A 26,570-nucleotide genomic window follows, 5' to 3' on the forward strand; every position below is an offset into this window, starting at 1 on the left:
CCGATGCGCCCGGAGGAGGTGGCCGCCATCACCGGACACCCGGGTTTCGGCGAGGTGCTGCGCCGCCACCGGCGCGAGGCCCGGCTGACGCTCGAACAGCTGGCGGAGGCGTCCGGCGTCAGCGCCCGGACCCTGTCGGACATGGAGCGCGGCCGCAGCCGCGGACCCCAGCAGCGGACCGTCACCGCCCTGGCCGACGCGCTCGTCCTCGGGGACGACGCGCGCGCGGAACTGCTCGGGTTGGCGCGCGAGGGCCGGCTGCGGGACCACTGGACGCGTCCGAGCGGCATGTGCGAACTGCCGCGCGTGATCGCGGACTTCACCGGCCGCTCCGCCGAACTGGTGTGGATCGGTGAGCTGGTCTACGCCGAGAGCGCGCCCGGCGTCGGGGTGATCGGTCTCATCACCGGCTCCGCCGGCCTGGGGAAGACCACCTTCGCCGTGCGGGCCGCGCACACCGTGCGGGCGAGCTTCCCCGACGGGGTGCTCTTCCTCGATCTGCTCGGCATGTCCTCGCACCCGGTGCCCGCCGACGACGCGCTGCGGTCCGTACTGCGGGCGCTGGGGGTCGCCGATCCGCAGATCCCGGACGGCGCGGAGAGCCGGGCCTCCTTGTACCGGTCGATCCTGCGGGAGCGGCGGGTCCTGGTCGTCCTCGACAACGCGGCCTCGGAGGAGCAGGTCCGCCCGCTGCTCCCGGCGGGGGGCACGAGCCGGGCGCTGATCACCACCCGGCGGCTGCTGGCCGGGCTGGAGGGCGTACGCCGGCTGGTCCTCGGGCCGATGCCCGTACCGGAGGCCACCCGTCTGCTGACCGGGATTCTGGGCGAGCGCGCCGCCACCGACGACGAGGCGGACCTCACCAGGCTCTCGGAGCTGTGCGGCGGCCTGCCGCTCGCCCTGCGGATCATCGGCAACCGGCTGGCCAGTCGGCCGGGTTGGGACGCCGGGGAACTCGCCGCGCGGCTGGCGGACGAGGAGCGACGGCTCGACCAGTTCACGGCCGGTGACCTCAGGATCGCCAACGCGTTCGGGATGTCCTACGAGCAACTGGCCGACCAGGCACGGAGCCTGTTCCGGCGGTTGGCCGACGTGCCCGGCCCGGACTTCGACGCCGCCCTGGCGGCCGTCGCGGGCGCGATGCCGGTCAAGGAGGTCTGGGACGCGCTCGACGACCTCGTCGACCTCGGCCTGCTACAGGACAGCACCGCCGGCCGCTACCGCTTCCACGACCTGGTCCGCCTCTTCGCCCGCGAGCGGCTCCGGGAGGAGGGGACCGCGGCCGACCGCGCCGCGCGGGCGGAGCTGGTGGTGCCGTGGCTGCTGCGGACGGCCACCATGGCGGGCCGCTGGTTCGAGCCCGGCTACGGCCGGCCCGAGCGGCCCGACCCCGAACTGCCCGTGCTGGCCTCCGTGGAGGACGCCGACCGGTGGTTGCGGACGAACGTCGACAACTGGCTGGGCGCCCTGCGGATCGCGGCGGGCGACGGCCGGCACGCGCTCGTCCTGGACTGCGCCGAGTCCATGCACTGGTTCTCCGACCGGTGGGCGCACGGCCCGCACTGGCGCGAGGTCTTCACCCTGGGGTCCGAGGCCGCCGCCGCCCTCGGCGACCCGGCCCAGCAGGCGACCCAGCTGAACTACCTGGCCTGGGTGCACTGGGTCCCGCCCAGCGACCCGCACGCCGTCATGCGGTACGCGGCCGAGGCGCTGGAGCTGGCCACCGCGGGCGGCGCCGCCGCGCAGATCGCCTGGTCGCACCAGTACTCCGCCGCGGCGCTGCGCATGCTCGGCCGGCCCGACGAGGCCATCGCGTCGGCGGAAGGGGCGGCGGAGACATTCAGGAGCATGGGCGACATCGACGCGTACGTGCAGAGCCTGGCGTCCATCGGCGGGTCCCTCAGGGCCGAGGGGCGCCACGCCGAAGCGCTGGAGACGTTCCGTACCGGCCTCGCCGTGATGGCCGACGAGGAGTCGCGGATGACCCCCACCGTGATGACGCAGTGCCGGCCGCTCGCGCTGATCCGCGTCGGCCAGTGCCTGGGGGAACTCGGCCGGAGCGCGGAGGCGATCGCCACCCTCACCGAGGGGATCGCCCTGCTGGACGCGCTGCGGTTGTCGGGCTTCTGGCTGGCGGAGGGCCTGGAGACGCTGGCCGCCCTGCTGGCCGCGGAGGGCCGGGGCGCCGAGAGCCGCGACCGGTACGCGCGGGCGGCGCGGGTGTTCGAGGAGGCCGGCGACGCCGAGGCGAGCAGGCGCTGCCGGCTGCTGGGCACGACGGCCGTCTGACCGCCCGACCCGGTGACCGCCCGACCTGCCTGGGCTTCGCCGCCGCCCGCGCGCCCCGGCCTTCAGCCCTGATCCGCCCAGGCGTTGACGCCACCCGCGCGCCCCGGCCTGCCCCCGCCCGGCGTCCGCCCGTACTTCTGCGTGCTGTTCTGCGTGGTCCGGTGGGCGCCCCGCGACTTGACTTGAGCGCACCGGGACGGCCTCGACACCGGTCCCGTCAGACCCCATCGGGTCCCACCAGGTCAGGAGCGACCATGGCAACCATCAAGAACATCGTCCTCGTACACGGCGGATTCGTGGACGGATCGGGCTGGCAGGGGGTCTACGACCACCTGACCGCCGACGGCTACCGGGTGTCCGTCGTGCAGAACCCCACGCTGTCGCTGGCCGGCGACGTCGCCGCCACCCACCAGGTCCTCGACGGCCTCGACGGCCCCGCCGTGCTCGTCGGCCACTCCTACGGCGGCGCCGTCATCACCGAGGCCGGCTCGCACCCCCAGGTCGCCGCGCTCGTCTACGTCACCGCGTTCGCGCCCGACAAGGGCGAGTCGGTCAACTCCCTCATCGCCGACCCGCCGCCCGGGGCGCCGGTCCCGCCGATCCTGCCGCCCCGGGACGGGTTCCTCTTCCTGGACCAGGACAAGTTCGCGGCCTCCTTCGCCGCCGACGTGCCCGAGAAGGTGGCGGAGTTCATGGCCGACTCCCAGGTCCCGTGGGGCGTGGCGGCGCTCGAAGGGGTGGTCTCGGCACCGGCCTGGCGGACCAAGCCGTCCTGGTACCTGGTCGCCACCGACGACCGCATGATCCCGCCGCCCGCCCAGCGCGCCATGTCCGAGCGCGCCAACTCCACCGTCACCGAGACGCCCGGCAGCCACGCCGTCTACGTCTCCCGGCCCGCCGTCGTGGCCGCGGTCATCGCCCAGGCCGCCGAGGGCACCGACAGCCCTTCCTGAACGCCTCGTTCGCGCCGCGTCAGCTCCCGCCCGGCCCCCGTCCGGGCGAGCCCGGCGCCCCCACCCGATCCACCGTGCCTGTTCACCTCGAAGGAGTCCGTCATGGGCCCTGACCTCACCCGCCGCCGCGTGCTCGCCACCGGCGCCGCGGCAGCCGGCGCCGCAGCGCTGATGGGACCGTTCAGCTCCACCGCCTCCGCCACCGCCGCGGGACGTTCCGCGAGCGGTCCCCGACCGACCATCGTGCTGGTGCACGGCGGATTCGCCGACGCGTCCTGCTGGAACGGCGTCATCGAGCGCCTCCAGCAGGAGGGCTACACGACCGTCGCGCCCGCCAACCCGCTGCGCGGCCTGCCCACCGACGCCCCCTATCTCGCCAGCGTCCTGCGGTCGATCCAGGGCCCGGTCGTGCTGGCCGGGCACTCCTACGGCGGCGCCGTCATCTCCAACGCCGCCGCCGGCGTCCCCAACGTCAAGGCCCTGGTGTACGTCGCGGCGTTCGTCCCCGACATCGGCGAGCAACTCGGCGTGCTGATCGACAAGTACCCCGGCAGCATCATCCAGGCCGCGACCACCCCCGTGCCCTACCCCAAGCCCGACGGCACCACCGGCACCGACCTGTACCTGGTGCCCGACGGGTTCCGCGCCGCCTTCGCCGCGGACCTCCCCGTGCACACCACGCGGCTGATGCAGGCCACCCAACGCCCCTTCGACGCCTCCTCCTTCACCGACGTCACCACCGCTGCCGCCTGGCACACCATCCCGTCCTGGGGCCTGGTGGCCGGCAGTGACAAGGCCATCCCGCCCGCCCTGGAGCGCTACTTCTACCGGCGCGCCGCCGCCCGCGACGTCGTCGAGGTGCCGGGGGCGTCCCACGTGGCCATGATCAGCCACCCGGGCACCACCGCCCGGCTCATCGACACCGCCGCGAAGGCGGTCCGCTGACCGACCGTGCCCCCCCAAGCCGCACGCCCCGGCCCGCACCCGTCGGGCCGGGGCGTGCGTCGGGACACCCGTCAGGGGTTCGGCGTGCCGGACGACGGTGGGACGAGGCCGTTCTGGTAGGCGATGACCACGAGTTGGGCCCGGTCGCGGGCGTCGAGCTTGGTCATGGCGCGCTGGATGTGGCTGCGTACGGTCAGCGGGCTGACCACCAGGTGCGCGGCGATGTCGGCGTTGGACCTGCCGTACGCGGCCAGGGTCATCACCTCGCGCTCCCGTTCGGTGAGGGTGGCCAGGCGCTCGGGCGGGGCGAGCGGCTGGTGGTCCGGGGTCGCCAGGAAGCGGTCGATGAGGGAGCGGGTGGCCGTCGGGGAGAGCAGCGAGTCGCCGGCCGCCACGGTGCGGATGCCGGCGAGCAGCAGCTCCGGGCCGACGTCCTTGCCGAGGAAGCCGCTGGCGCCGGCCCGCAGCGCCCTGGCCACGTTCTCGTCGTTCTCGAAGGTGGTGAGGATCAGCACCCGGGTGTCCGCGAGTTCCGGGCGGGCGCAGATCTCCGCGGTGGCGGCGAGCCCGTCGGTGCCCGGCATCCGGATGTCCATGAGGACCACGTCGGGCCGGTGGACCAGCGCGAGGTCGACGGCCTCCCGGCCGTCCGCGGCCGCCCCGACGACGGTCAGGTCCGGTTCCGAGTCGATGAGGATGCGGAAGGTGGCCACGAGCAGGGCCTGGTCGTCGGCGAGCAGGACGTTGATGGTCATGGGCCGATGTCGCTTTCGTCGGGGCCGTTCAGCGGGAGCGTGCAGACGACTTCGAAGCCGCCCTCCGGGCGCGGGCCGGCCCGCAGGGTGCCGCCGGCGGCGAGGGCGCGTTCGCGCATGCCGAGCAGCCCGAACCCCTGGTGCGCGGTGGCGGGGCCGGCCGGCGGACGGGTGCCGGGCGCGGTGGAGTTGGTGACGGTGAGGGTCAACCGGTCGGGCGTGTACGCCAGCCGGACCCGGGCGGTGTGCGTGGCCGCGTGCTTGGCGACGTTGGTGAGCGCCTCCTGGATGACGCGGTACGCGGCGAGGTCGAGCCCGGGGGCGAGGTCCCGCCGCTCGCCCGCCACGGTGACGGCGACGTCGAGGCCGGCCGCCGCGTAGCTCGTGACCAGGTCGGGCAGCCGCCCGAGGCCGGGAGCGGGCGCGATCTCGTCGTCGGGGTCGGTGTCCTGGCGCAACAGCCCCACCGTGGCCTTGAGTTCGCGCAGCGCGGCGGCGGTCGTCCCCGGCAGCCGCGCGATGATCTCGAACGCCTGCTCCGGCCTGGTCGCGGCCAGGTGCGCGGCGGTGCCCGCCTGGGCGTGGGCGAGCGCGAGGTGGTGGGTGACCACGTCGTGGAGTTCGCGCGCGATACGCATCCGCTCCTGGACGACCCGCCGGCGGGCCTCCTCCTCCCGTTCCTGCGCGGCGTGCTCGGCCCGGGAGGCGGCGTACTCGCGCCGCACCCGTACGTAGCTGCCGAGGGCGGCGACCATCAGCACCCACGTGGCCGGGTTGAGGACGGCCAGCAGCAGCGCGTGCCGGAACGTGCTGAGGAACCCGGTGACGACGATGCCCACGGTGCAGGCCAGTGCGCTGTTCCAGGCGGTCCTGCGGGGGGCGAGCAGGTTCGTGAAGTACTGCGCGACCAGGAGGGGGCCCATGAGCAAGGGGGTCAGCAGGTAGCCCAGGGCGCCCTCGACCATGGTGCACACCGCGGTCACCGCGAGGACGGGCAGCGGGTGGCTGCGCCGCCGGAGCAGCGCCGCGCAGGACAGGACGGACAGCACGAGGCCGGGCCACAGGGTGGGCGAGTGGTCCGTGACCGAGCGGGTGATCAGGACCCCCGAGCCGGTCGCGGCGAGCAGCAGCGCCAGCAGGGTGGTCTCCACCGCGCGCGGGTGGCGCGCCGACCACCGCTGCCAGCTTGTGCTCATCGCGTCGTTCTCCGGGGTAGGGCCGATCAGGACAGCGTCGCAGAAGCGGGCCGCGCCGCGCGGTGGACCGGCGGCCCGCGTGTGGCGCGCCGCGGCCCGCCCCGCGACAGGCGCGGCCCGGGTCCGCCGCTCAGGTACGGGCCGGCTCCTGCGGCAGCGCCCCGCTCTCCCCCGCCTCCGCCGCGGGCCCGGACGCCCCTGGGTCCCCGGACGCCCCGGACTTCGCGGACGCCCCGGACGCCCCGGACTTCGCGGTGAGTCCGGTGCCCTCGACGTCGATCCGTGGCAGCGCCCGGTCGAGCCATCGCGGCAGCCACCACGCCTTCGCGCCGAGCAGCGCCAGCACGGCCGGGACCAGCGCCATGCGGACCACGAACGCGTCCAGGAGCACCGCGACGGCCAGCCCGAAGCCGATGGTCTTGATCATGGACTCGTCGGACCCGACGAACCCCGAGAAGACCGCGATCATGATCACCGCCGCCGCGGTCACCACCCTGGCGCTGTGCCGGAACCCGCTCACGACCGCCTGCGCGGGCCGCTCCCCGTGGACGTACGCCTCCCGCATGCGGGCGACGAGGAAGACCTCGTAGTCCATGGCGAGGCCGAAGACGATGCCCACCAGGAAGATCGGCATCAGGCTCATGATCGGGCCGGTCTGCTCGACGCCGAGTAGCCGCGCGCCCCAGCCCCACTGGAAGACCGCGACCACGGTGCCGAGCGAGGCCAGCACCGACAGCAGGAACCCGAGGGCCGCCTTCAGCGGCACCAGCAGGGAGCGGAAGACCAGCAGGAGCAGGGCGAGCGAGAGCAGGACGATGACGCCGAGGTAGGGCACGAGCGCGTCCTGGAGGGCGCCGGCGACGTCGATGTTCATCGCGGTGGTGCCGGTGACCTCGTAGGTCGCCCCGGTGTCCGCCGCCAGGGCGGGCCGCTCCGCGCGGATCGTCCGCACGATGTCCTTGGTGGCCTGGTCGCTCGGGCCGGTGGCGGGCACGGCCGAGAACAGCGCGGTGTCGCCGGCCGCGTTGAACCGCGCGGGCGAGACGGACACCACACCGGCGGTCCGCTCGATCGTCGCGGTGACGTCCTGGACGGCCGACCGCGGGTCGTGCACGCCCTTGGCGTCGACCACGACCGTCAGCGGACCGTTGAACCCGGCGCCGAAGCCGTGCGCGAGCGCGTCGTAGGCCCGCCGCTCGGTGGTGGAGGTGGGCTTGGCCTCGTCGCCGGGCATGCCCATGTCCAGGTGGGTGGCGGGCAGCGCCAGCGCTCCCAGGCAGGCCACGCCCACCAGCAGCACCGCCAGCGGGCGGCGCTGCACGAACCTGGCCCACCGGGCGCCGCCGTTGTCACAGTCTCCGGCTTGGTCCTGGGCGGTGGCTCCGCCCGTGGCGGTCCCGCGCGCCCGGCCCACCTCGCCCGCCTCACGGCCCCGGGCCGCTTTGCGTGTTCGGCCCGCCTTCCGTGCCCCGCCCGCCTTGCGGGTCCTGCGGGCCAGCACCGCGTTCGGCCACATGCCGAGCAGCGCGGGGACCAGGGTCAGCGCGATGAGCACGGCGGTGACGACCGCCCCGGCCGCGCACAACCCCATCTTCGTCAGCATCGGCACGCCGATCACCGACAGCCCGGCCAGCGCGATCACGACGGTGAGCCCGGCGAAGACCACCGCGGAGCCCGCGGTGCCGACCGCGCGGCCCGCCGCCTCCTGCGGGTCGCGGCCGCGCGCCCGCTCCTCCCGGTAGCGGGAGATGACGAACAGCGCGTAGTCGATCCCGACCGCGAGCCCGAGCATGGACGCCAGCGTGCCCGTGGTCAGGTCGAGCCCGAAGGTGCTGCCGAGCGCGAGGATGGCGCACATGCTGATCCCGACGCCGATGACGGCGGTGAGCAGCGGCAGCCCGGCGGCCGCGAGCGACCCGAAGGTGACCAGCAGCACCACGGCGGCCAGGGCGATGCCGATCACCTCCGCGGAGCCGCCGGCCGCGGGCTGGGTGGCCAGCGCGGTGCCGCCCACCTCGACCGTGAGGCCGCTGTCGCGGGCCTGCGAGACGGCGCCCTCCAGGGCGTCCTTGCTCGCGTCGCTGACGTCGTCGGCCTTGACCTTGTAGGTGACCGTCGCGTAGGCGGTGGACGCGTCCTTGCTCACCGCGTGGGCCTTGAACGGGCTGACGGCGCTGTCCACCTGGGGTTCGCCGGCGGCCTCGGAGACCAGCGTGTCGATCGCGGCGCGGTGGTCGGCGGCGGTGACCTTCTCGCCGCCGGGCGCGATGAAGACGATCCGGGCGGTGGCGCCGTCGGCGTCGGCACCCGGGAACCGCTGCCCGATCAGGTCGAACGCCTTCTGCGCCTCGATGCCCGGCATGAAGGTGGTGCCGCTGTCACCGGCGGCCGGCGCCTTGGCGGCCCCGACGCCGACCGCGACGAGGACCACCGCCCACAGCAGGGCGACGAGCCGGCGCCGCCGGAAGGCGGTACGGCCCAGTCGGTAAAGGAGGGTAGCCACAGCGAATGCCTCTCCGGGGTCATGGTCTCGGGCACTGCCAAGGCTGTCCTTCGGGACCCCGCCGGCGCGTCGTGCGGCTGCCGTCACTTCCGCCTGGTGAGAACGCACGACAAGGTGCGCGCCCCTCCTCCCTGAGGACTACCCGACGCCTCTCCCTCGCCCCGGCCCCGGCCGGTCGGCCGCCCCGCTCCCCCGCGCGCGTCGGCGCTCCCCGCGCATGCCCGCGGCCCGGGCCATCACCCAGGCCCGGGCCGCGAACGGTGCTGCGTCGAACCAGGTCAGCCGGTCACCGGGACCGGGGCGAGGGTCGCGCGGAAGTGGCGCAGGATCGGGGACTGGTCCACGATCCGGAACCCGTAGACGCTGTCGGCGTTCTTGGTGATCTTCGCCAGGGTCTCGCCGACGTGGTCGTAGTGGCTGCGGGTGTAGACGCGGCGCGGCAGGGCGAGCCGGACCAGCTCGTAGGGCGCGCTCTTCACCGGGTTGCCGTCCTCGTCTTCCTCACCGAGGTAGAGGGAGCCCAACTCGGCCGAGCGGATGCCCCCTTCGAGGTAGAGCTGGACGGACAGCGCGTGGCCCGGGTAGTTGTGGGCGGGTATGTGCGGGAACAGCCGCCCCGCGTTGAGGTAGAGCGCGTGCAGGCCGGGCGGTTCGAGGATGTCGACGCCCGCCGAGCGCACCCGGTGGGCGAGGTGCGAGGCGATGTCGGCCCGCTCGGCGAGGTAGGACGGCTCGGTCACCTCGGTGAGCCCCTGGGCGATCATGTCCAGGTCGCGCCCCGCCAGGCCGCCGTAGGTCGCGAAGCCCTCGGTGGCGATCAGCAGCAGCTCGCACCGCTGGGCGAGGTCCGGGTCGTTGAGCCCGATGAACCCGCCGATGTGGACGATGCCGTCCTTCTTCGCGCTCATCACGCAGCCGTCCGCCAGCCGGAACGCCTCCTCGGAGACCTGCCGGGGGGTGCGGTCGGCGTAGCCGGGCTCGTGCCGGGTGACCAGCCAGGCGTTCTCGGCGAACCGGGCGGCGTCCAGGAAGAAGGGCACGCCGTGCGCGCGGCACAGCGCGGACGTCTGCTTGAGGTTCTCCATGGAGACAGGCTGCCCGCCGCCTCCGTTGTTGGTGATGGTGACGACCACCATCGCGACCCGGGAGCCCTCCGGCCCGGCGAGCGTGCGGCGCAGCTCGTCCAGGTCGATGTTGCCCTTGAACGGGTGGGTGCTGTCCAGGTTCCGCGCCTCGGGACACGGCAGGTCGCGCGCCTCGGCGCCGGCCAGCTCGACGTTGGCCCGGGTGGTGTCGAAGTGCGTGTTGGACAGCGCCAGCTTGCCGGGCTCCAACAGCGTGGTGAACAGCACGCGTTCGGCTGCCCGGCCCTGGTGGACCGGCAGGATGTGGGAATAGCCGGTCAGCTCGGTGATGGTGTCGTGGAACCGGTAGAAGGAGCGCGAGCCCGAGTAGGACTCATCGCCCGCCATGCCGGCGGCCTGCTGCGCGGCCGACAGCGCGCCGGTGCCGGAGTCGGTCAGCAGGTCGATGGTCACCTCCTCCGCCCGCAGGTCGAACAGGTTGTAGTGCACGCGCTTCAGCGCTTCCTCACGCTGCTGCCGCGTCGTGACGGGGATGGGTTCCACTACCTTGATCCGGTACGGCTCCATGCAGACCGCTGCTCCTGTCTTTCTGTCGTGCGAAGTGGTGTTGCGGGTGTGTCAGCGCCCGATCCCGTGACCGGCACGGGTGGGGGGCGGTTCAACGGGGCGGTTGCACCTCGTACGCCTCCGAGGAGACGTAGACGGTGACCCGCGGGGCCTGGCCGCGCTGGTGGACCAGCGCCACGTAGGCGACGAGCCCGACCCCGTCGCTCAGCGGGCGGGTGGTCACCGCGGCCAGCGCGCGGTCGAGTGCGGCGCTGTCCATGCCGTAGCGGCGCAGCACCGCCACCGCCCGCTCGCGCGCCTGTCCGTCGTGCTCGACGTACGTCCGCACGGGCATGTGCAGCGTGAAGCCGCTGGGCAGGCCGGTCGCCGTCTCGGTGAAGGAGTGGCAGGTCAGGGCGCGCCGGGTGAGCGGCCCCCGGGCACCGTCGGCGGCGCCGCCCGCGCCGTCGTTGCCGGTGCCGGCGATCGTGTGGAAGAAGCCCGTCGTCTGGTCCCGGCCCTCGTCGGGCGCGAGGCGGGAGTACGCGCCGGCCTGCTCGGCGGCGAGGCTCTCGTGGGTGCAGTAGACCTTCACCCGCGGCGCCTGCCACGCGCCGAGGTCGAGCGCGACGAAGGGGAAGTCGTCAGCCGGCGGCAGCGCGTCGAACGCCTGCCGGTGGCCGAGCCGGGCGAGCGCCTCCCGTACGGTCTCCGCGCGCCGGTCCCGGCCGTTGGCGGCCGGGCTGAGGTAGACCTTCACCGCGGGGACGCCGCCGGGCCGCAGTTCCAGCGCGCACCACAGGGCGAACGCCCCGGCGGGTGCGGCCGGGAAGAACAGGTCCTCCAGCCGGTCGAGTTGGTCGGTGGAGAAGTTCCAGCGGTCCGCCATCTCGCGGATCACCCGCAGCCCGGTACGCCCGTTCGCCGCCAGGTCCCCGCTGCCGCAGCCGGGTTCGAGCAGCACCCGCAGGGCCGGCGTGGAGCCGGGCAGGAAGGCCAGCGAGTACTCGACCGGCGTGTGGTCGTCGGAGAGCAAGGTAGGCGAGGGCGGGGGCAGCGCCAACGACCGTTCGGCCGCCGGGCCGAGGCTGTCGGCGAGGACCTCGACATAGGTCTCCGTGTCCGCACGGTCCAGCCGCACCACCTCGCACAGCCGGGCGAGCTGCCCGGTGACGAGACCGCCGAGCTGGGCCGGCTCCAGCCGGGAGAGGCCGGAGCCGGCGAAGTCGCGGATCGGGGAACGGCCGCCGGTCATCGGAGCCCTCCCCTCGCGATGGCATATGCCGGAACACGCCCGTGGTGGGCGAAAAGAGACCCGCCCCGGAGGGCGGGTTCGGCGGGCGGCGCATCCCCCGGCACGCACAGGTACTCGGGATGAGAACAAATGTTCGATGATCCGGAGTGAAGATCCGACGGTCGGGGTAGGGGTAAAACAGCCGGTCGTAGCGGTACGGGCGGATCGGCGGCAGCAGGCACGGTGACAACTCCTTTAGTCCTGGCCAACGATTTTCGCCCAGGTGACTACCCGTCCCGTCGAACGATCATGTGAGTTGCAGGCATATGCGCGTCGTGACCTGAATCACGCATGCTTTTTGGCCACTTCCGCGGCTGGATCACACCTTCCACCAGGCCAGGAACGAACTCCACAAGCCTCCCTTTTGCGCCTTGCCCTGCGATGGGCCCTGTTGTCCGGCCGTCGCCGCAGGCTTCCCCTGCGCCCCGGTCTGCGGGCCTTTGTCCACCCGTATCGGCGCGAACCGGGCGGGCAGCGCGGCCAGCGCGCGGTTGAACGGCCCCGGCCGCCAGGTCAGGCTGTCCACCGGCACCGCCAGCTCGATGTCCGGGAGCTGGTTGAGCAGGTTCTCGATGGCCGCGATCGTGATCAGCTGGGCCGGGTCCTTCGCCGGGCAGCCGTGCGGGCCGGTGCTCCACGCCAGGTGGGCGCGCTTGCTGAGCAGTTGGCGCGAGCCGGACAGCGCCGGGTCGGTGTTGGCCGCCGCGAAGCTGACCAGCACCAGCTCGCCCGCGTCGATCCGGCGCCCGGCGAACTCGATGTCGGCCACCGGGTAGTGGGGCGCGTAGTTGGACATCGGCGGGTTGTTCCACAGCACTTCGTCGATGGCGTCCTCGACCAGCAGCCCGCCGTCGGAGAACCGGTCGTCGGAGAGGATGAGGCACAGTCCGTTGCCGATGAGGTTGCGCAACGGCTCTGCACCGGAGCCCAGCAGCAGGATCAGCTGGTGGACCATCTCCTCGTCGGTGAGCTTCGCCGGGTGCTGCATGAGCCATGACGTCACGTCATCACCCGGCTGTGCCCGGCGCAGCGCGACCAGCTCGGCGACGGACTGGCCGAGCACCTCGTTGGCCTTCTCGGCGTTGATGCCGTCGAAGATGCCGTTGATGCCGAAGATGACCCGGTCCCCGATGTCCGCGGGGCAGCCGAACAGCTCGCTGAAGACGAAGAGCGGCAGCAGCTTGGCGTAGTCGTTGAGCAGGTCGACCGAGCCGCGGGTGCTGAACTGCTCGATCAGGTACCGGGAGACCCGGTCCACGTTCCGCTTCAGCAGGTGGCTGTCCACCCGGGCCATGGTGTCCGTGACGGCCTGGCGCAGCCGCAGGTGGTCCGCGCCGTCGGTGAACATGCAGTTCGGCCGGTAGGCGAGCAGCGGCACCACCGGGCTGTTCGGGTTGACCTTGCCCTCGTTGAAGGCGCGCCAGCGGCGCGAGTCCTTCCGGAAGGTGTCGGGGTCCTGGAGCAGTTGCAGCGCCGCCGAGTAGTCCGTGACGAGCGTGGCGTTCACCCCGGGCGCCAGCTCCACCGGCGCGGTGGGGCCGAAGTTGCGCATCCAGGCGTAGTACGAGTCGGGGTCCGCCTGGAACTCGGGGCCGTGCAGGGGCACTCGGCCGTGTGCGGGGCAGCCGGGCGGAGGGGAGGGGAAGCCTGAGTCGGTACTCACGTGGTGCTCCTAGCGGTACGCGTCTGGAGATACCGGACCAGGGCGATCAAAGCGTCGGCGGACGATTTCTGGTCGCGGGCATCGCAAGTGACGATGGGGGTTTCGGGCAGCAGGTCGAGGGCGTCGCGCAACTCGTCGTCGGAGCGGACCGGCGTGTCGTCGAAGTGATTGACGGAAATCGCGTAGGGAAGCCCGTATTGTTCGACGAGGTCGATGACGGGGAAGGACTCCTTGAGCCGCTCCGGGTCGACCAGGATCAACGCGCCGAGCGCGCCTCGGGTCATGTCCTCCCACACCTGGACGAAGCGTTCCTGCCCGGGCGTTCCGAAGAGGTACAGCACGAGTTGCTCGCTCAGCGTGATGCGGCCGAAGTCCATGGCCACCGTGGTGGTGGTCTTCCCCCGCACTCCCTTGAGGTCGTCGACCAGGGCGCCGGCCTGGGTCATCCGCTCCTCGGTGCGCAGCGGCGGGATCTCGGACATGGTGCCGATGAACGTCGTCTTTCCGACCGCGAAGTGCCCCACGACCAGGATCTTGGCCGCGGTCTTCACCGCTCCGTCGAGATAGACGCCATCAGCCGAATCGGGCCTGGAGCCCATTCAGCACCTCCTGAAGGAGCGATACGTCGGCGAGTTGGGCACGAGGCACCGGGGGCCGGACCACCAGGTAGCCCTCCGACGACAGGTCGGAGAGCAGCACCTTGATGATGCCGATCGGAAGCTTCATGTGCCCGGCTATCTCGGCCACCGAGAGCATGCCGCCCGAACACAGGTCCAGGACACTGTGCTTCTCCGGGTCGAGATGGACCGGACGCGGCTGATCGGACGCGGTGACCAGGGTGATGAGGTTGAACTGGTCGTCGGCCGGCAGGCCGCGACCGTTCGTGATGACGTACGGTCGCACTAAATCCGTGGACTGCGCTACGGGCTCATCCGATTCGTTCATACCTGGGTACTCGTGTTTTCGCGAGGCGGCGCGGTCAGGACCTTGCCGAGTTGGCCGACGAGTTGCTGCATCCGGAAGGTGATGGCCGCCATGTCGACGTCCGGAGCGGACGAGACGGCCAGATAGGCGCCCGCACCGGCGGAGATGAGGAAGACCCAGCCGCCGTCGAACTCCACCAGGGTCTGGCGCCAGACCATGTCCGGGCCGCCGCAGAAGCTGCCCATCGTGCGGCTCAGCGACTGGATGCCGCTCATGGCCGCGGCGACGGTGTCGGCCTCGTCCTTCCTGACCTGCTGCGAGCGGGCCATCAGCAGCCCGTCGGCGGAGATCAGGATCGCGTGGCGCGCCCCGGGGACCTCCAGGGCACTCTCAAGCATCCATGACAGGTCGTTGTTCACTGCGGTTCATGCCCTTCCCTTTGTGCGGAGCGCCCGGACTGTGTGCCGAGCTGGAAGGCGCCCATGATCGAAGCGGCTTCCTCGTTCGTCCGGGTGGGGGGCGCGGGGGCGTCCGCACTCGGCACGATGGAGATCGATCCCTTCCGGCTCCGTCTCGGCAGACCGCCGGGGGTCGAGCTGGACGGCCGCTCCGCCGGCGCGGCAGCCCCGGCGGCCACCCCGTTGGGAGCGGGGGTACGGGAGGCCGGCGGCTCTTTCGGCTCGGGCATGTTGGTCAGAAGCTCCTCGGGAAGAAGCACCACCGCGCGTACGCCGCCGTAGGGGGAGGAGGAGTCGACGGACACGTTGAAGCCGTACCGCTGGGCGAGCACGCCGATGACCGCGAAACCGAACTGCGGCGGGTTGCCCAGTCCGGCGACGCCCGCCGGGCCCTGGCCGGACAGCAGCTCGTCGGCGCGCGCCTTCTCCTCCTCGTTCATACCGACACCGGCATCGTCGATGATGATGCAGACACCCTTGGGCACAGTGCGGGTGGTGATGTCGATCGGGGTGTCGGGGGCCGAGTAGCTGGTCGCGTTGTCCAGCAGCTCGGCGAGGGCCAGCGCCACGGGCTCGACGGCGCGGCCGATCAGGGCGAAGTTGGTCTGCGAACGGATCTCGACCCGCGTGTAGTGCCGGATACGGCCCTTCGCGCTGCGCACCACGTCGTAGACCGACGCGGCGACCCGCTGCCGGCCCAGCCACCCGTCGCAGAGCACGGCGATGGACTGCGCACGCCGGCCGAACTGCGAGTTCATGTGGTCGATCTCCAGGAGGTCCTGGAGGACGTGGTGTTCGCCGAACTTGTCCTGGGCCTTGGAGATGGCCACCTGCTGCTCGTTGGCCAGGCCCTGGAGGGTCCGCATGGCCGACTTGAGCGCGCTCTTGGTGGCGTCCTCCGCGCGGACCCGGGCTTCCTGCACCGACTCGGAGTAGCCGCCCTCGAGTTCCGCGTAGCGGCTCTCCAACTCGGCGTTCTCGGTCCGCAGTCTGGCCCGCGCTTTCCGCCCGCGGAGTATGACGGTTGCGGCGAACGGCGCGCCGGCGATCAGAGCCCAGAGCGCCGGGTCCTGTATGTAATGCGTCATGAGACTCTCTTCAAGCGACTAGACGACCACCAGGGACTTAAGGGGGGCTGCGTCTCTGCGTCCGGGAGGTACTGATGTGCGAGGGTGCCGCTAAGGCACCCGCGCGACCCGGGGCGTCGCACGCGCCTTGCCGGCGGCAGCGCAGACGGGTCGGCACAACTAAGAGCGCCCGTATGCCCGACTGCGGCATGGTGCTCCTCGGTGTGGTGGACCCTCTCGACCCGATCGCCGTCTGTCCTGCACGCTCATTGGCTAGCCTGGCAAGCGGGCCGATCGTACCACCATGATCAGCCACGGGGCGCGCAAGTGCCGCTGGCACGTGAAATCCTGACGCGACGTCAGTACAATGCCCGCGCAATTCCCCGGCGAACGCCCTTCCGGGCTCGGTACTTTGCCCGGATGCGTGCCGACTGGTTCGGGGTACGGGCGGCTGTCCCGCCCCGCACCAGCGCGTTTGTGAACGTTGTGCGAAGGCCGACCGCCTTTTCGGGGAGGCTACTTGAGAGCCTGCGCCGCCTTGGACCAGTTGCCGCGGAGGGTGTCGAGATAGGAACGGGCCTGCGAGCCGGGGCTGGTGCCCTCCGCGAACAGCCGCATGTTGCCGGTGCCGGTGTTGTAGCCGAGCGCGAGCAACTGGTCGGTGGTGTACGCGCCGGTGCGGTGCGCGGGGAGTTGGGCCTGGAGGTCGTGCAGGTACCAGGCGGCCGCCTGGATCGCCAGGTCCGGGTGGTCCGGGAGCTCCTCCCAGCTGCGGTTCGCGAACGGCCGGCCGCGCTTGGTGTCGTCGAACGCGGCACGGTGCATGTTGGCGATGCCGAACGCGGCGTCGGGCTTCGACTTCTGCCAGGCGCGCTCGAAGGCGGGGTCGTGCGGCTTGTACGACTCGTTGTAGAGGATCGCCATCAGCAACTGGGCGTGCACACCGGCTTGCCGGGCGTACGTGACGACGGGCCCGGCGAACTGCGCCGGGTCGTTCGGGTCCGGTGTCGCGGACCGGGTCGGGTCCGGTGTCGCGGACCGGGTCGGGGCCGATGTCGTGGGCGCCGCCGTGCTGTGCGGGGCGGTGCTCCGCGCGTCGGCGTCGTGGTCGCCGTGCCCGTGGCCGACCGCCAGGAAGGCGGCGACCAGGCCCGCGACGGCGAGCCACGGCCAGATGCTGCGTCCGCCGGCCACGCTCGCCTCCTCATCGGTCGGGTCACCCGCTGCGAGGGTAACCCGGGCGGGCCGGGGCGGGCCCGGCGGCCGAGGCCGGCCGGGCCCGTCGGCTCAGACGTTGACGCCGAAGTCGCTCGCGATGCCGGCCAGGCCGGAGGCGTACCCCTGGCCGATGGCGCGGAACTTCCACTCCGGGCCGTGCCGGTACAGCTCGCCGAAGACCATGGCGGTCTCGGTGGAGGCGTCCTCGGTCAGGTCGTAGCGCGCCAGTTCGCGGCCGTCGGCCTGGTTGACGATCCGGATGAAGGCGTTGCGGACCTGGCCGAAGCTCTGGCCGCGCCCCTCGGCCTCGTAGATGGAGACGGGGAAGACGATCTTGTCCACCTGGGGCGCGACGCCCGCGAGGTTGACCTTGATCTGCTCGTCGTCGCCGTCGCCGCCGCCGGTGAGGTTGTCCCCGCTGTGCTCGACCGAGTGGTCCGGGCTGGCGAGGTTGTTGAAGAAGACGAAGTGCTGGTCCGACAGCACCTTCCCGGCCGTGTCGCACAGCAGGGCCGAGGCGTCCAGGTCGTAGTCGGCACCGGTGGTGGTGCGCACGTCCCAGCCCAGCCCGACGGTGACCGCGGTCAGCCCCGGCGCCTCCTTGCTCAGTGAGACGTTGCCGCCCTTGGACAAAGTCACGCCCACGAACTACCTCCGGTTGTCCTCGTCGTTCCGTGTTCGGCTGCTTGCCGGAACCGACGCCGCACGGCGTGCCACGGTTCCCGGCTTGCGTAAGAGCTCAAGCTTTTCGGCCCGGCCCGTCAGTCGTCGGAGTCCTTCTTCCCCGGAGAGGCCGCGTACGCCTGCCCCGGTGTCATCGGGACGCCGTTGATCTCGACCGTCTTGTACGTGCTGACCTCGGCGCAGGACGACGACTTGTCCGCGGTCTCGGGGTGCGCGTTGGCCAGCGCGGTCTTCGTGTCGCCGGCGGAGGCCGTGCCGCTGCCGCCGGGGAAGCTGGTGCCGCTGGACCAGTCGGAGCCGATCACCAGCGTGACGCCGGCCGCCGTGCCCTGCTTCAGGTGCGACGACGGCAGCCCGAGCGCCTTGGCCGCGGTCTGCGCCTGGCCCTTCTGCCCGGGGCCGTAGGTCAGGGTCGTGGTGGCCGTGGCGTCGGCGTTGCCGCTGCTGGTGGCCGGATTGAAGCCCTTTTGGACCAGCGCGCCGGCGATGTCGCCGGCCCGCCCGCCGACGGTGGTGCCGTTCCGCACGCTGACCGTGACCTGCGAGGCGGGCACCGCGGTGGCCGACGGGCTCGCGGTCGCCTTGGCCGCCGCGGACTTGCCACCGCCGGCGGTGGTCAGCGCCTGGTCGCCCGCGATGGTGGAGAAGAGCGTCTGCGCGCCGGCGCCCACCACGACCCGGTTGGAGTCGCTCGGGTCGGGCGCGGTCTGCATGGTGGTGAAGGTGATCCGCTTGGACGGCACCTTGTTCACGTCGTCGGCCAGCCCGATGAGCTTCTTGACGCTGCCCAGCCCGGTGTCCACGGTGAGCGCCTTGGTGGCGGCGTTCGCCAGCTTGTAGACGGCCTCGGGGTTGGTCAGGGTGCCCGCGCTCTTGAACTTGCGGATCAGCGAGCTGAGGAAGGCGTGCTGGGCGTAGGTGCGCCCGAGGTCGCTGCCGTCCCCGAAGCCGTGCCGCGAGCGCAGGAACTCCAGCGCGCCCACGCCCTTGAGGGTGTGGGTGCCCTTGGAGAGCTTCAGGTGGGAGTACGTGTCGTACACGTCGCCGCTGACGCAGACCGGCACGCCGCCGACCGCGTCGGACATGCTGACCACGCCGGAGAAGTCGACCTGGATGAAGTGGTCGATGGGGATGTTCGTCAGCTGGTGGACGGTGGCCACCTGGCACGCCTGCCCGTACGCCAGCGCGCTGTTGATCATGCCGTGGTAACCGGCGGTCTTCGCACCCGTCTTCGGGTCGGTGCAGGCCGGCACGTCGACCTCGGTGTCGCGCGGGATGCTCATCACGGTGGCGTTGGAGCGGTCGGCGGATATGTGCAGCACCATCTCCACGTCCGCGTTGCCCCCGCTCTGCACGCCGGTCTTGGCGCAGCCGCCGCCCAGCTTGCAGTCCTCGGTCGAGGTACGGCCGTCACTGCCCATCACCAGGATGTTGATCGGGGTCCGGCCGAAGGCGTCCGCCTTCTCCTTGCCGGCGCTGTCCTTCCCGACGCCGTTGGTGAGCGAGACGCTGGTGATGTTGCCGTTCAGGTGCTGGTAGAACCACCAGCCGGCGCCGGCGGTGACCACCACCAGCAACGACACGGTGATCGCCGCGATCCGCAGGAACCGCCGCCCTCCGCTGCGGCGCTTCGCCCGGCTGCCGCCGCGCCGCCGCGACCCGCCCCGGCCGTGCGCCGCCGCCCGGGCCGCGGCCCGCCCGCCGGATATCCCGCCGCCGGAGTCCCCGGGGTCCGGGTCGCCGCCACGGGCGCGGGAGCCCCGGTCACCGGGTCCGGCATCGTGGGAGCCGCCGCGCGGCCCCGGCGGTTGCGGTGCGCGGTCGTACGGCACCCGGCCCTCCGGCGGGCCGCCGGCCGGCCTGTCCCAGGGATCACTCATCTCCCACTCCCTTGTCCGAGCAGTCCTCGCGAGGCCCGCGGCCGGTTACGACCAGTGAAGCGGTGACTCCACTCCGTTTTCACGCTTGCGCAATGCGGCAAGGATAGGTCATGCCCCTGTGCGGACCCGATGAGTTCGGGCCGGCCGGCCCGGGTCACCCGAGCGCCGGGCAGGCGAGGCCGCCCCGGCCCGCCGGCCCGCAGTGGACGGCGAACGGGGCGAGCTGCGCCCGCTCTCGAAGTACGGCTCCCGTCGGAGGGCTGGGCGATGCGGCGGCGCACGGATGACGCGGGCGATGCGGTGACGCGAGTGGTACCAGTGACGTGAGTGACACAGGTGATCCGCGCCACACCGGGCGCCCGGGGCCCGCAGCCGACCCCGTACGCGGCACGACACCCCCTGCCCCGTAGAGGGTGTTCATGGTCGCCATGGTTCCCGGCTTACGCAAGCTCTAAAGTGTTCGCCATGCAGCAGGCGGCGAGGCGAAGCGGGAGGGTGCCGGTGACCTGGGAGACGGCCGAGCTGGAGGGGGGACCGGCGGACGGCACCCGGATACGGGTGACCGGGCGCCCCAAGGTGCTCCAAGTCACCGTGGACTGCCCGGTGGAGGAGGGCGCGCCGGAGGTGAGCGTGGCGGCGGTGTCGGTCTACCGCCGCAAGGCCGGCCCGCTGCCCCTGCGTTACGGCTGGGACGGCGCGAGCCCCTGAGGCGGGCGGGCAAGTGGCGGGCAGGCGGCGGCGGGTCAGCGGGCGGCCAGCGGCTGGACGCCCGAGCCGCACGCCCGTGCGAGCCGTACGACCCGCACGGCCGTCCGACCCGGATCTCCCCCGATACGTACCGGCCCCGAAGCGAGTTGACACCACCGGGTGACAGCACGCGCAGACGCCCTTCCGGCCCGACAAGGATTGCTAGGTTGCGCAATCGGGAAACGGGAAAACCGGAGAATCCGGATCATTCGGCGTCGAAGAGGGAGCATATGCCGGGTCGTCACAGCGGAAGTCCTGGACGTCGTGAGGAACTTGCGGCCGCGGCCCGGCGCCGGCGGAGCCGCCGGGGCACGGTCGTGGCGAGCGTGGTCTCCGCGCTGGTGCTGCTGGTCTCCGGGTGCGGCTGGATCGCCCTGCACGCGAGTGCCGACCCGCACACGTTCACCGCGGACGGCATCAGCGGCGAGCGGCCCGCCTCCGGCGACGGCCAGAACATCCTGCTCATCGGCTCGGACTCGCGCGCCGGGACGAACCGTCGACTCGGCGGCGGGAAAGGCACGGTGGGGCGCTCCGACACCACCCTCCTGCTGCATGTCTACGCCGACCGGCGGCACGCGGTCGGCGTCTCGATCCCGCGCGACACCCTGGTCGACATCCCGCCCTGCCTCCTGCCGGACGGCACGTGGTCGGCGCCGCAGAAGAGCACCATGTTCAACGGCGCCTTCGCCACCGGGCTGACCGCGGACGGCAATCCGGCGTGCACGCAGAACACCGTCGAGCACCTGACCGGCCTGCGCGTCGACCACACCGTGGTGGTGGACTTCGCCGGGTTCGCCGCCATGACCGCCGCGGTCGGCGGCGTCCAGGTCTGCCTGCCGCAGGACGTCTACCAGAAGGACCTCAGCCCCGGCCGGGCCACGCGCGGCGGGCTGCTCTTCCACCAGGGCCTGCAGACCGTGTCCGGACAGCGGGCGCTGGACTACGTCCGTATCCGGCACGGCATCGGCGACGGCTCCGACATCGGCCGGATGAAGCGCCAACAGGCTTTCCTGGCAAGCCTCTTCAAGAAGGTCAAGGCCAAGGGCTTCGACCCGACCGTGCTGTTGCCGCTGGCGAACGCCGCCGTCCGCTCGCTCACCGTCGATTCGGGACTCGGCTCCGTGCCGAACCTGCTGAAGTTCGCGCTGTCGCTGAAGGACATCGACCTGCACAACGTCCAGTTCGTCACCGCCCCCTGGCGCTACGACGGCCCGCGCGTCGCCCTCGTCCACCCGGCGGTCGACCGGCTCTGGGCCGACCTGCGCGCCAACCGCCCGCTGCCGGCGGCCACCACCGCGCCCACGCCGCACCCCTCCGCCACCCCGGCCCCGACGGGCGCACCCGGCGCCGGCATCAGCGTCGCGGTGGACAACGGCACCACCGTCTCCGGCCTCGCCGCGCAGGCGGCCGCGGCCCTGACCACCGCCGGTTTCACCGTCACCCGCACCGGCAACGCCCCCGGCCAGGCGCCGACCACCACCGTCGTCGAATACGGCGAGGGCGACCAGGCCCAAGCGGCCGCCGTCGCCCGGCTGTTCCCCGGGGCGCGGCTCCTGCCCGTCGCGACCGGCTACGGCGTCCGGCTGATCCTCGGCCCGGACTACGCCGGCCACTCCGCCTCCGCGGCCCCGCCGGAGGACACCAGCCCGCCCCGCTCGGCGAGCGACAGCCCCTGCGACGACCTCTCCTACGGCGGCCCCTCGTCGGGAGGGTGAGCCGGAACCGGGGCACCGCTCAAGCGGGGTCGTTGCGGGGCCGTTGCGGCTCAAGCAGGCGCGCCCGCAGGCCCGTCGACGTCAAGCAGGACCGTTGGCGGGCCCGTTGCCGCTCAAGCGGGACCGCCCGCAGGCCCGTCGACACTCAAGCAGGACCGCCGGCGCGGCCCGTTGCCGCTCAAACAGGCGCGCCCGCAGGCCCGTTGCCGCTCAAACAGGACCGCAGGCGGGGCCGTTGCCGCTCAAGCGGGACCGCCCCCACGCCCATCAACGCTCAAGCGGGGCCGCCGGCGGGGCCGTTGCCGCCCGGGCTGGTGAAGCCGGGGCTGCCGAAACCCAGCCGCGGCCGCCTCACGACCAGGGCGGAGCCGTCGAGGTCGCCCTGGCCCCCACCTTCGCCCGGCGGTCCGGGTGCCGCGGTGCGGAAGGGCGCCGCCGGTGCGCCGTCGGCGAGTTGCTGCCGTAGATAGGGGAGGACGCCGCGCACCAGCAGTGCCTGCCGCCAGGCCGCGCGGGCCCGGGCCACCCGCTGGGCGGCGCGGGCCTCGGCGGCGTCCCGCCGGGCGGTGAGCATCAAGCCCACCCCGCCGACCACCAGCGCGACACCGAACACACCCGCGACCGCGTACCCGATGTCGATCAGCGGCGTGCCCGCGCCGCCGACGTCGCCGGCGGCCCGCAGTCCGTATCCCAGCACCAGGAAGAGCACGGCGGCGGTGCCGCTGAGCATCGGCACCAGGACGGCGAAGGGCGCGAACAGGCCGGGCCCGCGGGCTGCGCGGCCAGCGCCGGCGTCGGCGTCGGCGTCGGACGGGGAGTCGTGACCGTCCTCCCTGTCCTGCCCGTCCTCCCCGTCTTCCCCGTCCTGCCCGGCCGGCAGCGAGGGGAAGGCGTCGCGCAGCGCGGCGTATTGGGCGTACTCGGGGGCCGCCGTCGCGGTGATCGCGGCCATCGCGTTCAGGGCGCGGGCCCGCAGCTGCTCGACGGTGGGGCCGCCGGGCCGCCGGCCGCGCACCGCCCCGAGGATCTCCTCGCCGCGCAGCGCCTGGTCCAGCACCCGTGTGAAGTCGGCCCGGTGCGGGCCCGCCCACCGCTCGTCACCGCGCATGGTCCGCCTCCCGTTGCCCCGCACCACGAGCCGGCCCGCCGCCCGGTCCGGCCCCGCCCCCACCAGCATAGTCAGTCGGCTTGCGTGATTGCGTAATGGTGCAATGATGTCGTCCCGGGAGTCGCTCAAGAGCCGGCCCCACGACTGGCCCCGGAGCCGTACCCGGGAGCCAAGCCCGAGGCCCCTGCGCGAGACCGGACTTGGGGACCCGTACCGGGCCGCGGACCCGGGAGCGGCCGGGGACCTGCCCGCCGCCCGTTCGCGCGGGAGGCGCGGCAATCGCGGGTGCGTACCCTGGTGCCTGCACATTGCCGCGGTCAGGGAGGTTCACGTGACAAGGTCTGGCGGACAGCTGGGCGAGCCATCTGCAGAGGTGCTGCAGAGCGTGGCCGCGGCTTTCGGTCTGCTGGCCTCTCCGATGCGCCTGCACATCGTCTGGATTCTGGCGCAGGGCGACTGCGACGTCACGGGACTGGCCGAGCGGGTCGGCGCCACGCTTCCTGCGGTCAGCCAGCACCTGGCCAAGCTGAAGCTCGCCGGTCTGGTGCATGCCCGGCGCGAAGGCCGCAGACAGGTCTACCTGGTGGACGACCCGGACGTGGTGACCGTGGTGCGGCTGATGGTCGGTCAGCTCGCCGAGCGCCCCACCCCGGCGCGAGGCGTCCGTGGCCTGGGCGCCTGACAGGCTCGCCGGCTCCGCCCGCCCCCTGGCCGCCCCGCAACGCGACGACCTCGCGGACGCCACGGCCCTCGAAGTACTGCGCGGCCTGGAGAGCGGCCCGCGCGGGCTGACCGAGACCGAGGCCGAGGAACGCCTCGCCCGCTACGGCGAGAACAGCATCCCCGGCTGGCGCCCCGCCTCCTGGCCCCGGCGCTACGCCCGCTCCCTGCGCGACCCGTTCACCGCGATCCTGCTGGGCCTCGGGCTGGTCTCCGCGCTGGTCACGGCGTGGGGCACCGCCTGCGTGATCACCGTGCTCGTCCTGGTCAGCAGCGCGCTGCGGTCCCGCACGGAGTACCAGGCCGACCGGTCGGCGGACGGGCTGCGGCACCTGGTCGCCGCCACCGCGACCGTCCAGCGCAGATCCGCCCCCGGCGCGGCCCCCCGCTTCCGCGAGATCCCCGTCGCCCTGCTGGTGCCGGGCGACGTCATCCGGCTGGGCCCGGGCGACGTGATCCCCGCCGACGTACGGCTGCTGCGCACCCAGAACCTGACCCTGCACCAGGCCGCGCTCACCGGCGAGTCCGCCCCCGCGGCCAAGCGGCCCGACGACATGCCGCGCGCCGCCGCCGGCATGTTCGAGCGCGCGCACGCCTGCTTCCAGGGCAGCAGCGTGGCCTCGGGCAGCGGCACCGCGCTGGTCACGGCGACCGGGGCGGCCACCGAGTTCGCCCGCGCCTACCGCGGTCCCGGGCGGCGCCGGGAGTCCGCGTTCGACCGCGCGGTCAACGGGATCTCCTGGATTCTCATCCGGTTCATGCTGCTGACCCCGCCGCTGGTGCTGCTGGCCGACGCCGCGCTGCGCGGCCGGGGGCTGGAGACGCTGCCGTTCGCGGTGGCGGTCGCGGTCGGACTGACCCCCGAGATGCTGCCGGTGGTCGTCACCACCGTGCTCGCCCGCAAGGCCGCCGCCCTCGCCCGCGACCACGACGTCATCGTCCGCTGGCTTCCCGCACTGCACAACGTCGGCGCGATCGACGTCCTCTGCACGGACAAGACCGGCACCCTCACCTGCGACCGGCCCGTCCTCGACAGCTCCCTGGACGCGTTCGGCCGCCCCGACCCCGAAGTCCTGCACTGGGCAGCCGTCAACAGCCTGTGGACACTCCAACTCGCCGACCTGCCCGCCCCGGACGCCCTGGACGAGGCGGTCCTGGACGCCGCCACCGCATCAGCCGAACCACCCGCCGACAGCCTCACCGCGTACGACGCCTACGACGGAGTAGCCGCACTGCCCTTCGACCCGGTGCGCCGCCTCGCCACCGCGGTCGTCCGCCGCCCGGGCCACCGCGGCCTGCACACCCTGGTCACCAAGGGCTCCGTAGAGGAGGTACTACGCCACTGCACGCGGCTGCACGCGGCCCCCGCGGAGCAGTCCGGCACCGTACGGGAACTCCAGCCGGACCCCACCCCCACCACCGGGGAACCGGACCCCAACCCCACCACCGTCCTGCCGGAACGCAACCCCACCACCGGGGAACGGGACCTCGACGACAGCGAGCGGGAGCGTCTGCTCGCGCTTGCCGCGGGCCAGGCGGCGCAGGGACTACGGCTGCTCGCGGTCGCCGTCGCCGAACGCCCCGCCCGGCTGGGCGACTACGGCCCCGCCGACGAACAAGCGCTGACCTTCGCGGGGTTCGTCGTACTGCGGGACGCGCCAGCCGACACCGCCGCTGACGCGCTGGCGGCGCTCGCCGACCGGGGCGTCGCGGTCAAGGTGCTGACCGGCGACCACCCGGGCACCGCCGCCCGCGTCTGCCGCGACCTCGGTCTGGAGCCCGGCACCCTGCTCACCGGCGACCGTATCGACGGTATGGACGATACGGACCTCGCGCGGCAGGCCGAGCACACCACGGTCTTCGCCCGCTGCACCCCGCAGCACAAGGTCCGGGTGGTGCGGGCACTACGGGCGGCCGGGCACACCACCGGCTTCCTCGGCGACGGCGTGAACGACCTGCCGGCGCTACACGCAGCGGATGTCGGCATCTGCCCGCGCGACGCCGTCGATGTCACCCGGGAGGCGGCCGACGTCGTCCTCGCGGCCAAGGACCTCACCGCCATCGACCACACCATCACCGCCGGCCGGCACTCCACCGGCACCATCGCCACCTACCTGCGGATCGCGCTCTCCTCCAACCTCGGCAACGTCATCGCGATGCTCGCGGCCGGCCTGCTGCTGCCCTTCCTGCCGATGCTCCCGGCCCAGGTCCTCCTGCAGAACCTCTGCTTCGACGCCGCCCAACTCGCCCTCGCCTACGACCAGCCGGGCCCGGACGCGCTGCGCCACCCCTCCCCGCTGCGCACCCACGACTTCCTCCGCTTCATCACCGCCTTCGGCCTGCTCAACGCCGCGGCCGACCTCGCCACCTTCGCGGCCCTCGCGCTGATCGTCCCCGCCTCGGCCCACATCTCCGGCCAAGCCGCCTTCCACTCCGGCTGGTTCACCGAGAACCTCATCACCCAGGCACTGGTCATGGTCCTCCTCCGCTCCGGCACCCGCGCACCGCTCCCCATCCGCACCGCCGCGGCCGGCCTCGCGGCGATCGGCCTGCTCCTCCCCCTCCCCCCACTCGCCCACATCCTCGGGATGACCACCCTCCCCCTCACCTACTACCTCCTGCTCGCCTCGATCCTCGCCGTATACACAGTCGTCCTCTTCACCGCCAAGTCCCGCCACCTCAGGCGCTACACACCCCCCTTCCACCCCCAACTCCACCGCGTGTAGCCGCACCAAGGATTTCCCTGTGAGGCGCCATGGGTTCCTCTGTTCTTCCCCATGATTTCGTATAGGAATTCAAAGTGCCGTGGGGTATCGTCCC

21 protein-coding genes are annotated in these 26,570 nt (G+C 72.8%); 7 read left to right on the plus strand and 14 right to left on the minus strand.

The features are described 5' to 3' along the window. The first annotated feature begins 3 nt into the window (after positions 1-3). The 3 genes from AB0399_RS31400 (at position 4) to AB0399_RS31410 (ending at position 4,187) form a co-directional block, all read left to right on the plus strand. Positions 4-2,289: a helix-turn-helix domain-containing protein gene (locus AB0399_RS31400; protein ID WP_366413632.1), complete on the plus strand. Its 2,286-nt coding sequence runs from the start codon at positions 4-6 to the stop codon at positions 2,287-2,289. Positions 2,290-2,543: 254 nt separating this feature from the next. After that, a complete protein-coding gene (locus tag AB0399_RS31405) occupies positions 2,544-3,242 on the plus strand; it encodes an alpha/beta hydrolase (RefSeq protein ID WP_366413633.1) in 699 nt (232 codons plus the stop codon). A gap of 102 nt (positions 3,243-3,344) precedes the next feature. After that, entirely contained in the window at positions 3,345-4,187 is an 843-nt protein-coding gene (locus AB0399_RS31410; protein WP_366413634.1) for an alpha/beta hydrolase, read from the plus strand. Between the two features lie 71 nt (positions 4,188-4,258). Here the strand turns inward: AB0399_RS31410 and AB0399_RS31415 are convergent, their stop codons facing one another. The 13 genes from AB0399_RS31415 to AB0399_RS31475 all read right to left on the minus strand — a co-directional run bounded on the left by AB0399_RS31415 (position 4,259) and on the right by AB0399_RS31475 (position 19,460). After that, entirely contained in the window at positions 4,259-4,942 is a 684-nt protein-coding gene (locus tag AB0399_RS31415) for a response regulator transcription factor (protein ID WP_329367830.1), read from the minus strand. Then, positions 4,939-6,138: a sensor histidine kinase gene (locus AB0399_RS31420; RefSeq protein ID WP_366413635.1), complete on the minus strand. Its 1,200-nt coding sequence runs from the start codon at positions 6,136-6,138 to the stop codon at positions 4,939-4,941. The genes AB0399_RS31415 and AB0399_RS31420 overlap by 4 nt, the downstream gene beginning before the upstream one ends. Before the next feature lie 130 nt (positions 6,139-6,268). After that, a complete protein-coding gene (locus AB0399_RS31425) occupies positions 6,269-8,641 on the minus strand; it encodes an MMPL family transporter (RefSeq protein WP_366413636.1) in 2,373 nt (790 codons plus the stop codon). Between the two features lie 278 nt (positions 8,642-8,919). Continuing rightward, complete coding sequence (locus tag AB0399_RS31430; RefSeq protein ID WP_329367824.1) at positions 8,920-10,293, minus strand: tryptophanase; 1,374 nt, start codon at positions 10,291-10,293, stop codon at positions 8,920-8,922. 91 nt (positions 10,294-10,384) lie between these two features. Then, positions 10,385-11,527, minus strand: coding sequence for a tryptophan dimethylallyltransferase family protein (locus tag AB0399_RS31435; RefSeq protein ID WP_366413637.1), 1,143 nt, complete (start codon positions 11,525-11,527; stop codon positions 10,385-10,387). A gap of 358 nt (positions 11,528-11,885) precedes the next feature. Beyond that, on the minus strand, positions 11,886-13,229 hold the full coding sequence (locus AB0399_RS31440; protein WP_329367820.1) for a cytochrome P450: 1,344 nt from the start codon (positions 13,227-13,229) through the stop codon (positions 11,886-11,888). Then, positions 13,226-13,828 carry an ATP/GTP-binding protein gene (locus tag AB0399_RS31445; RefSeq protein ID WP_328465621.1) on the minus strand — a complete coding sequence of 201 codons (603 nt, stop codon included), beginning with the start codon at positions 13,826-13,828 and terminating at the stop codon, positions 13,226-13,228. Before AB0399_RS31445 ends, AB0399_RS31440 begins: the two co-directional genes overlap by 4 nt. Beyond that, positions 13,803-14,174 (minus strand): DUF742 domain-containing protein, encoded by a 372-nt coding sequence (locus tag AB0399_RS31450; RefSeq protein ID WP_328465623.1) that lies wholly within the window; start codon positions 14,172-14,174, stop codon positions 13,803-13,805. Before AB0399_RS31450 ends, AB0399_RS31445 begins: the two co-directional genes overlap by 26 nt. Then, on the minus strand, positions 14,171-14,572 hold the full coding sequence (locus AB0399_RS31455; protein ID WP_329367817.1) for a roadblock/LC7 domain-containing protein: 402 nt from the start codon (positions 14,570-14,572) through the stop codon (positions 14,171-14,173). The genes AB0399_RS31450 and AB0399_RS31455 overlap by 4 nt, the downstream gene beginning before the upstream one ends. Beyond that, positions 14,569-15,699 (minus strand): ATP-binding protein, encoded by a 1,131-nt coding sequence (locus AB0399_RS31460; protein WP_329367815.1) that lies wholly within the window; start codon positions 15,697-15,699, stop codon positions 14,569-14,571. Before AB0399_RS31460 ends, AB0399_RS31455 begins: the two co-directional genes overlap by 4 nt. Before the next feature lie 495 nt (positions 15,700-16,194). After that, positions 16,195-16,872: a transglycosylase SLT domain-containing protein gene (locus AB0399_RS31465; RefSeq protein WP_366413638.1), complete on the minus strand. Its 678-nt coding sequence runs from the start codon at positions 16,870-16,872 to the stop codon at positions 16,195-16,197. 93 nt (positions 16,873-16,965) lie between these two features. Next, entirely contained in the window at positions 16,966-17,541 is a 576-nt protein-coding gene (locus AB0399_RS31470; RefSeq protein ID WP_328465631.1) for a TerD family protein, read from the minus strand. 116 nt (positions 17,542-17,657) lie between these two features. Further along, positions 17,658-19,460 carry an LCP family protein gene (locus tag AB0399_RS31475; protein ID WP_366413639.1) on the minus strand — a complete coding sequence of 601 codons (1,803 nt, stop codon included), beginning with the start codon at positions 19,458-19,460 and terminating at the stop codon, positions 17,658-17,660. A 501-nt stretch (positions 19,461-19,961) separates the two neighbouring features. Between AB0399_RS31475 and AB0399_RS31480 the strand changes: the two genes are divergently transcribed. Both AB0399_RS31480 and AB0399_RS31485 read left to right on the plus strand, forming a co-directional pair. Next, on the plus strand, positions 19,962-20,168 hold the full coding sequence (locus AB0399_RS31480; protein WP_329367808.1) for a hypothetical protein: 207 nt from the start codon (positions 19,962-19,964) through the stop codon (positions 20,166-20,168). A gap of 269 nt (positions 20,169-20,437) precedes the next feature. Beyond that, the gene (locus AB0399_RS31485; RefSeq protein ID WP_366413640.1) at positions 20,438-21,922 is read left to right on the plus strand and encodes an LCP family protein; all 1,485 of its coding nucleotides are present in this window, start codon (positions 20,438-20,440) and stop codon (positions 21,920-21,922) included. 274 nt (positions 21,923-22,196) lie between these two features. On the opposite strand, the gene AB0399_RS31490 is transcribed toward AB0399_RS31485, so the two are convergent. Continuing rightward, entirely contained in the window at positions 22,197-23,030 is an 834-nt protein-coding gene (locus tag AB0399_RS31490) for a hypothetical protein (protein ID WP_366413641.1), read from the minus strand. A gap of 331 nt (positions 23,031-23,361) precedes the next feature. On the opposite strand from AB0399_RS31490, the gene AB0399_RS31495 reads away from it, so the two are divergent. Then, a complete protein-coding gene (locus AB0399_RS31495) occupies positions 23,362-23,712 on the plus strand; it encodes a metalloregulator ArsR/SmtB family transcription factor (RefSeq protein WP_329367802.1) in 351 nt (116 codons plus the stop codon). Between the two features lie 25 nt (positions 23,713-23,737). Further along, a complete protein-coding gene (locus tag AB0399_RS31500) occupies positions 23,738-26,476 on the plus strand; it encodes an HAD-IC family P-type ATPase (RefSeq protein WP_366413642.1) in 2,739 nt (912 codons plus the stop codon). Positions 26,477-26,570: the final 94 nt, after the last annotated feature.

The sequence above is a fragment of the Streptomyces sp. NPDC088194 genome (assembly GCF_040702025.1).
Classification (GTDB): domain Bacteria; phylum Actinomycetota; class Actinomycetes; order Streptomycetales; family Streptomycetaceae; genus Actinacidiphila.

Coding starts and splice junctions, on each gene's coding strand:
- AB0399_RS31405 (WP_366413633.1), top strand. CDS start 2,544: ATGGCAACCATCAAGAACATCGTCCTCGTACACGGCGGATTCGTGGAC.
- AB0399_RS31490 (WP_366413641.1), bottom strand. CDS start 23,030: ATGCGCGGTGACGAGCGGTGGGCGGGCCCGCACCGGGCCGACTTCACA.
- AB0399_RS31410 (WP_366413634.1), top strand. CDS start 3,345: ATGGGCCCTGACCTCACCCGCCGCCGCGTGCTCGCCACCGGCGCCGCG.
- AB0399_RS31475 (WP_366413639.1), bottom strand. CDS start 19,460: ATGAGTGATCCCTGGGACAGGCCGGCCGGCGGCCCGCCGGAGGGCCGG.
- AB0399_RS31460 (WP_329367815.1), bottom strand. CDS start 15,699: ATGACGCATTACATACAGGACCCGGCGCTCTGGGCTCTGATCGCCGGC.
- AB0399_RS31415 (WP_329367830.1), bottom strand. CDS start 4,942: ATGACCATCAACGTCCTGCTCGCCGACGACCAGGCCCTGCTCGTGGCC.
- AB0399_RS31485 (WP_366413640.1), top strand. CDS start 20,438: ATGCCGGGTCGTCACAGCGGAAGTCCTGGACGTCGTGAGGAACTTGCG.
- AB0399_RS31430 (WP_329367824.1), bottom strand. CDS start 10,293: ATGGAGCCGTACCGGATCAAGGTAGTGGAACCCATCCCCGTCACGACG.
- AB0399_RS31420 (WP_366413635.1), bottom strand. CDS start 6,138: ATGAGCACAAGCTGGCAGCGGTGGTCGGCGCGCCACCCGCGCGCGGTG.
- AB0399_RS31435 (WP_366413637.1), bottom strand. CDS start 11,527: ATGACCGGCGGCCGTTCCCCGATCCGCGACTTCGCCGGCTCCGGCCTC.
- AB0399_RS31450 (WP_328465623.1), bottom strand. CDS start 14,174: ATGAACGAATCGGATGAGCCCGTAGCGCAGTCCACGGATTTAGTGCGA.
- AB0399_RS31445 (WP_328465621.1), bottom strand. CDS start 13,828: ATGGGCTCCAGGCCCGATTCGGCTGATGGCGTCTATCTCGACGGAGCG.
- AB0399_RS31400 (WP_366413632.1), top strand. CDS start 4: ATGCGCCCGGAGGAGGTGGCCGCCATCACCGGACACCCGGGTTTCGGC.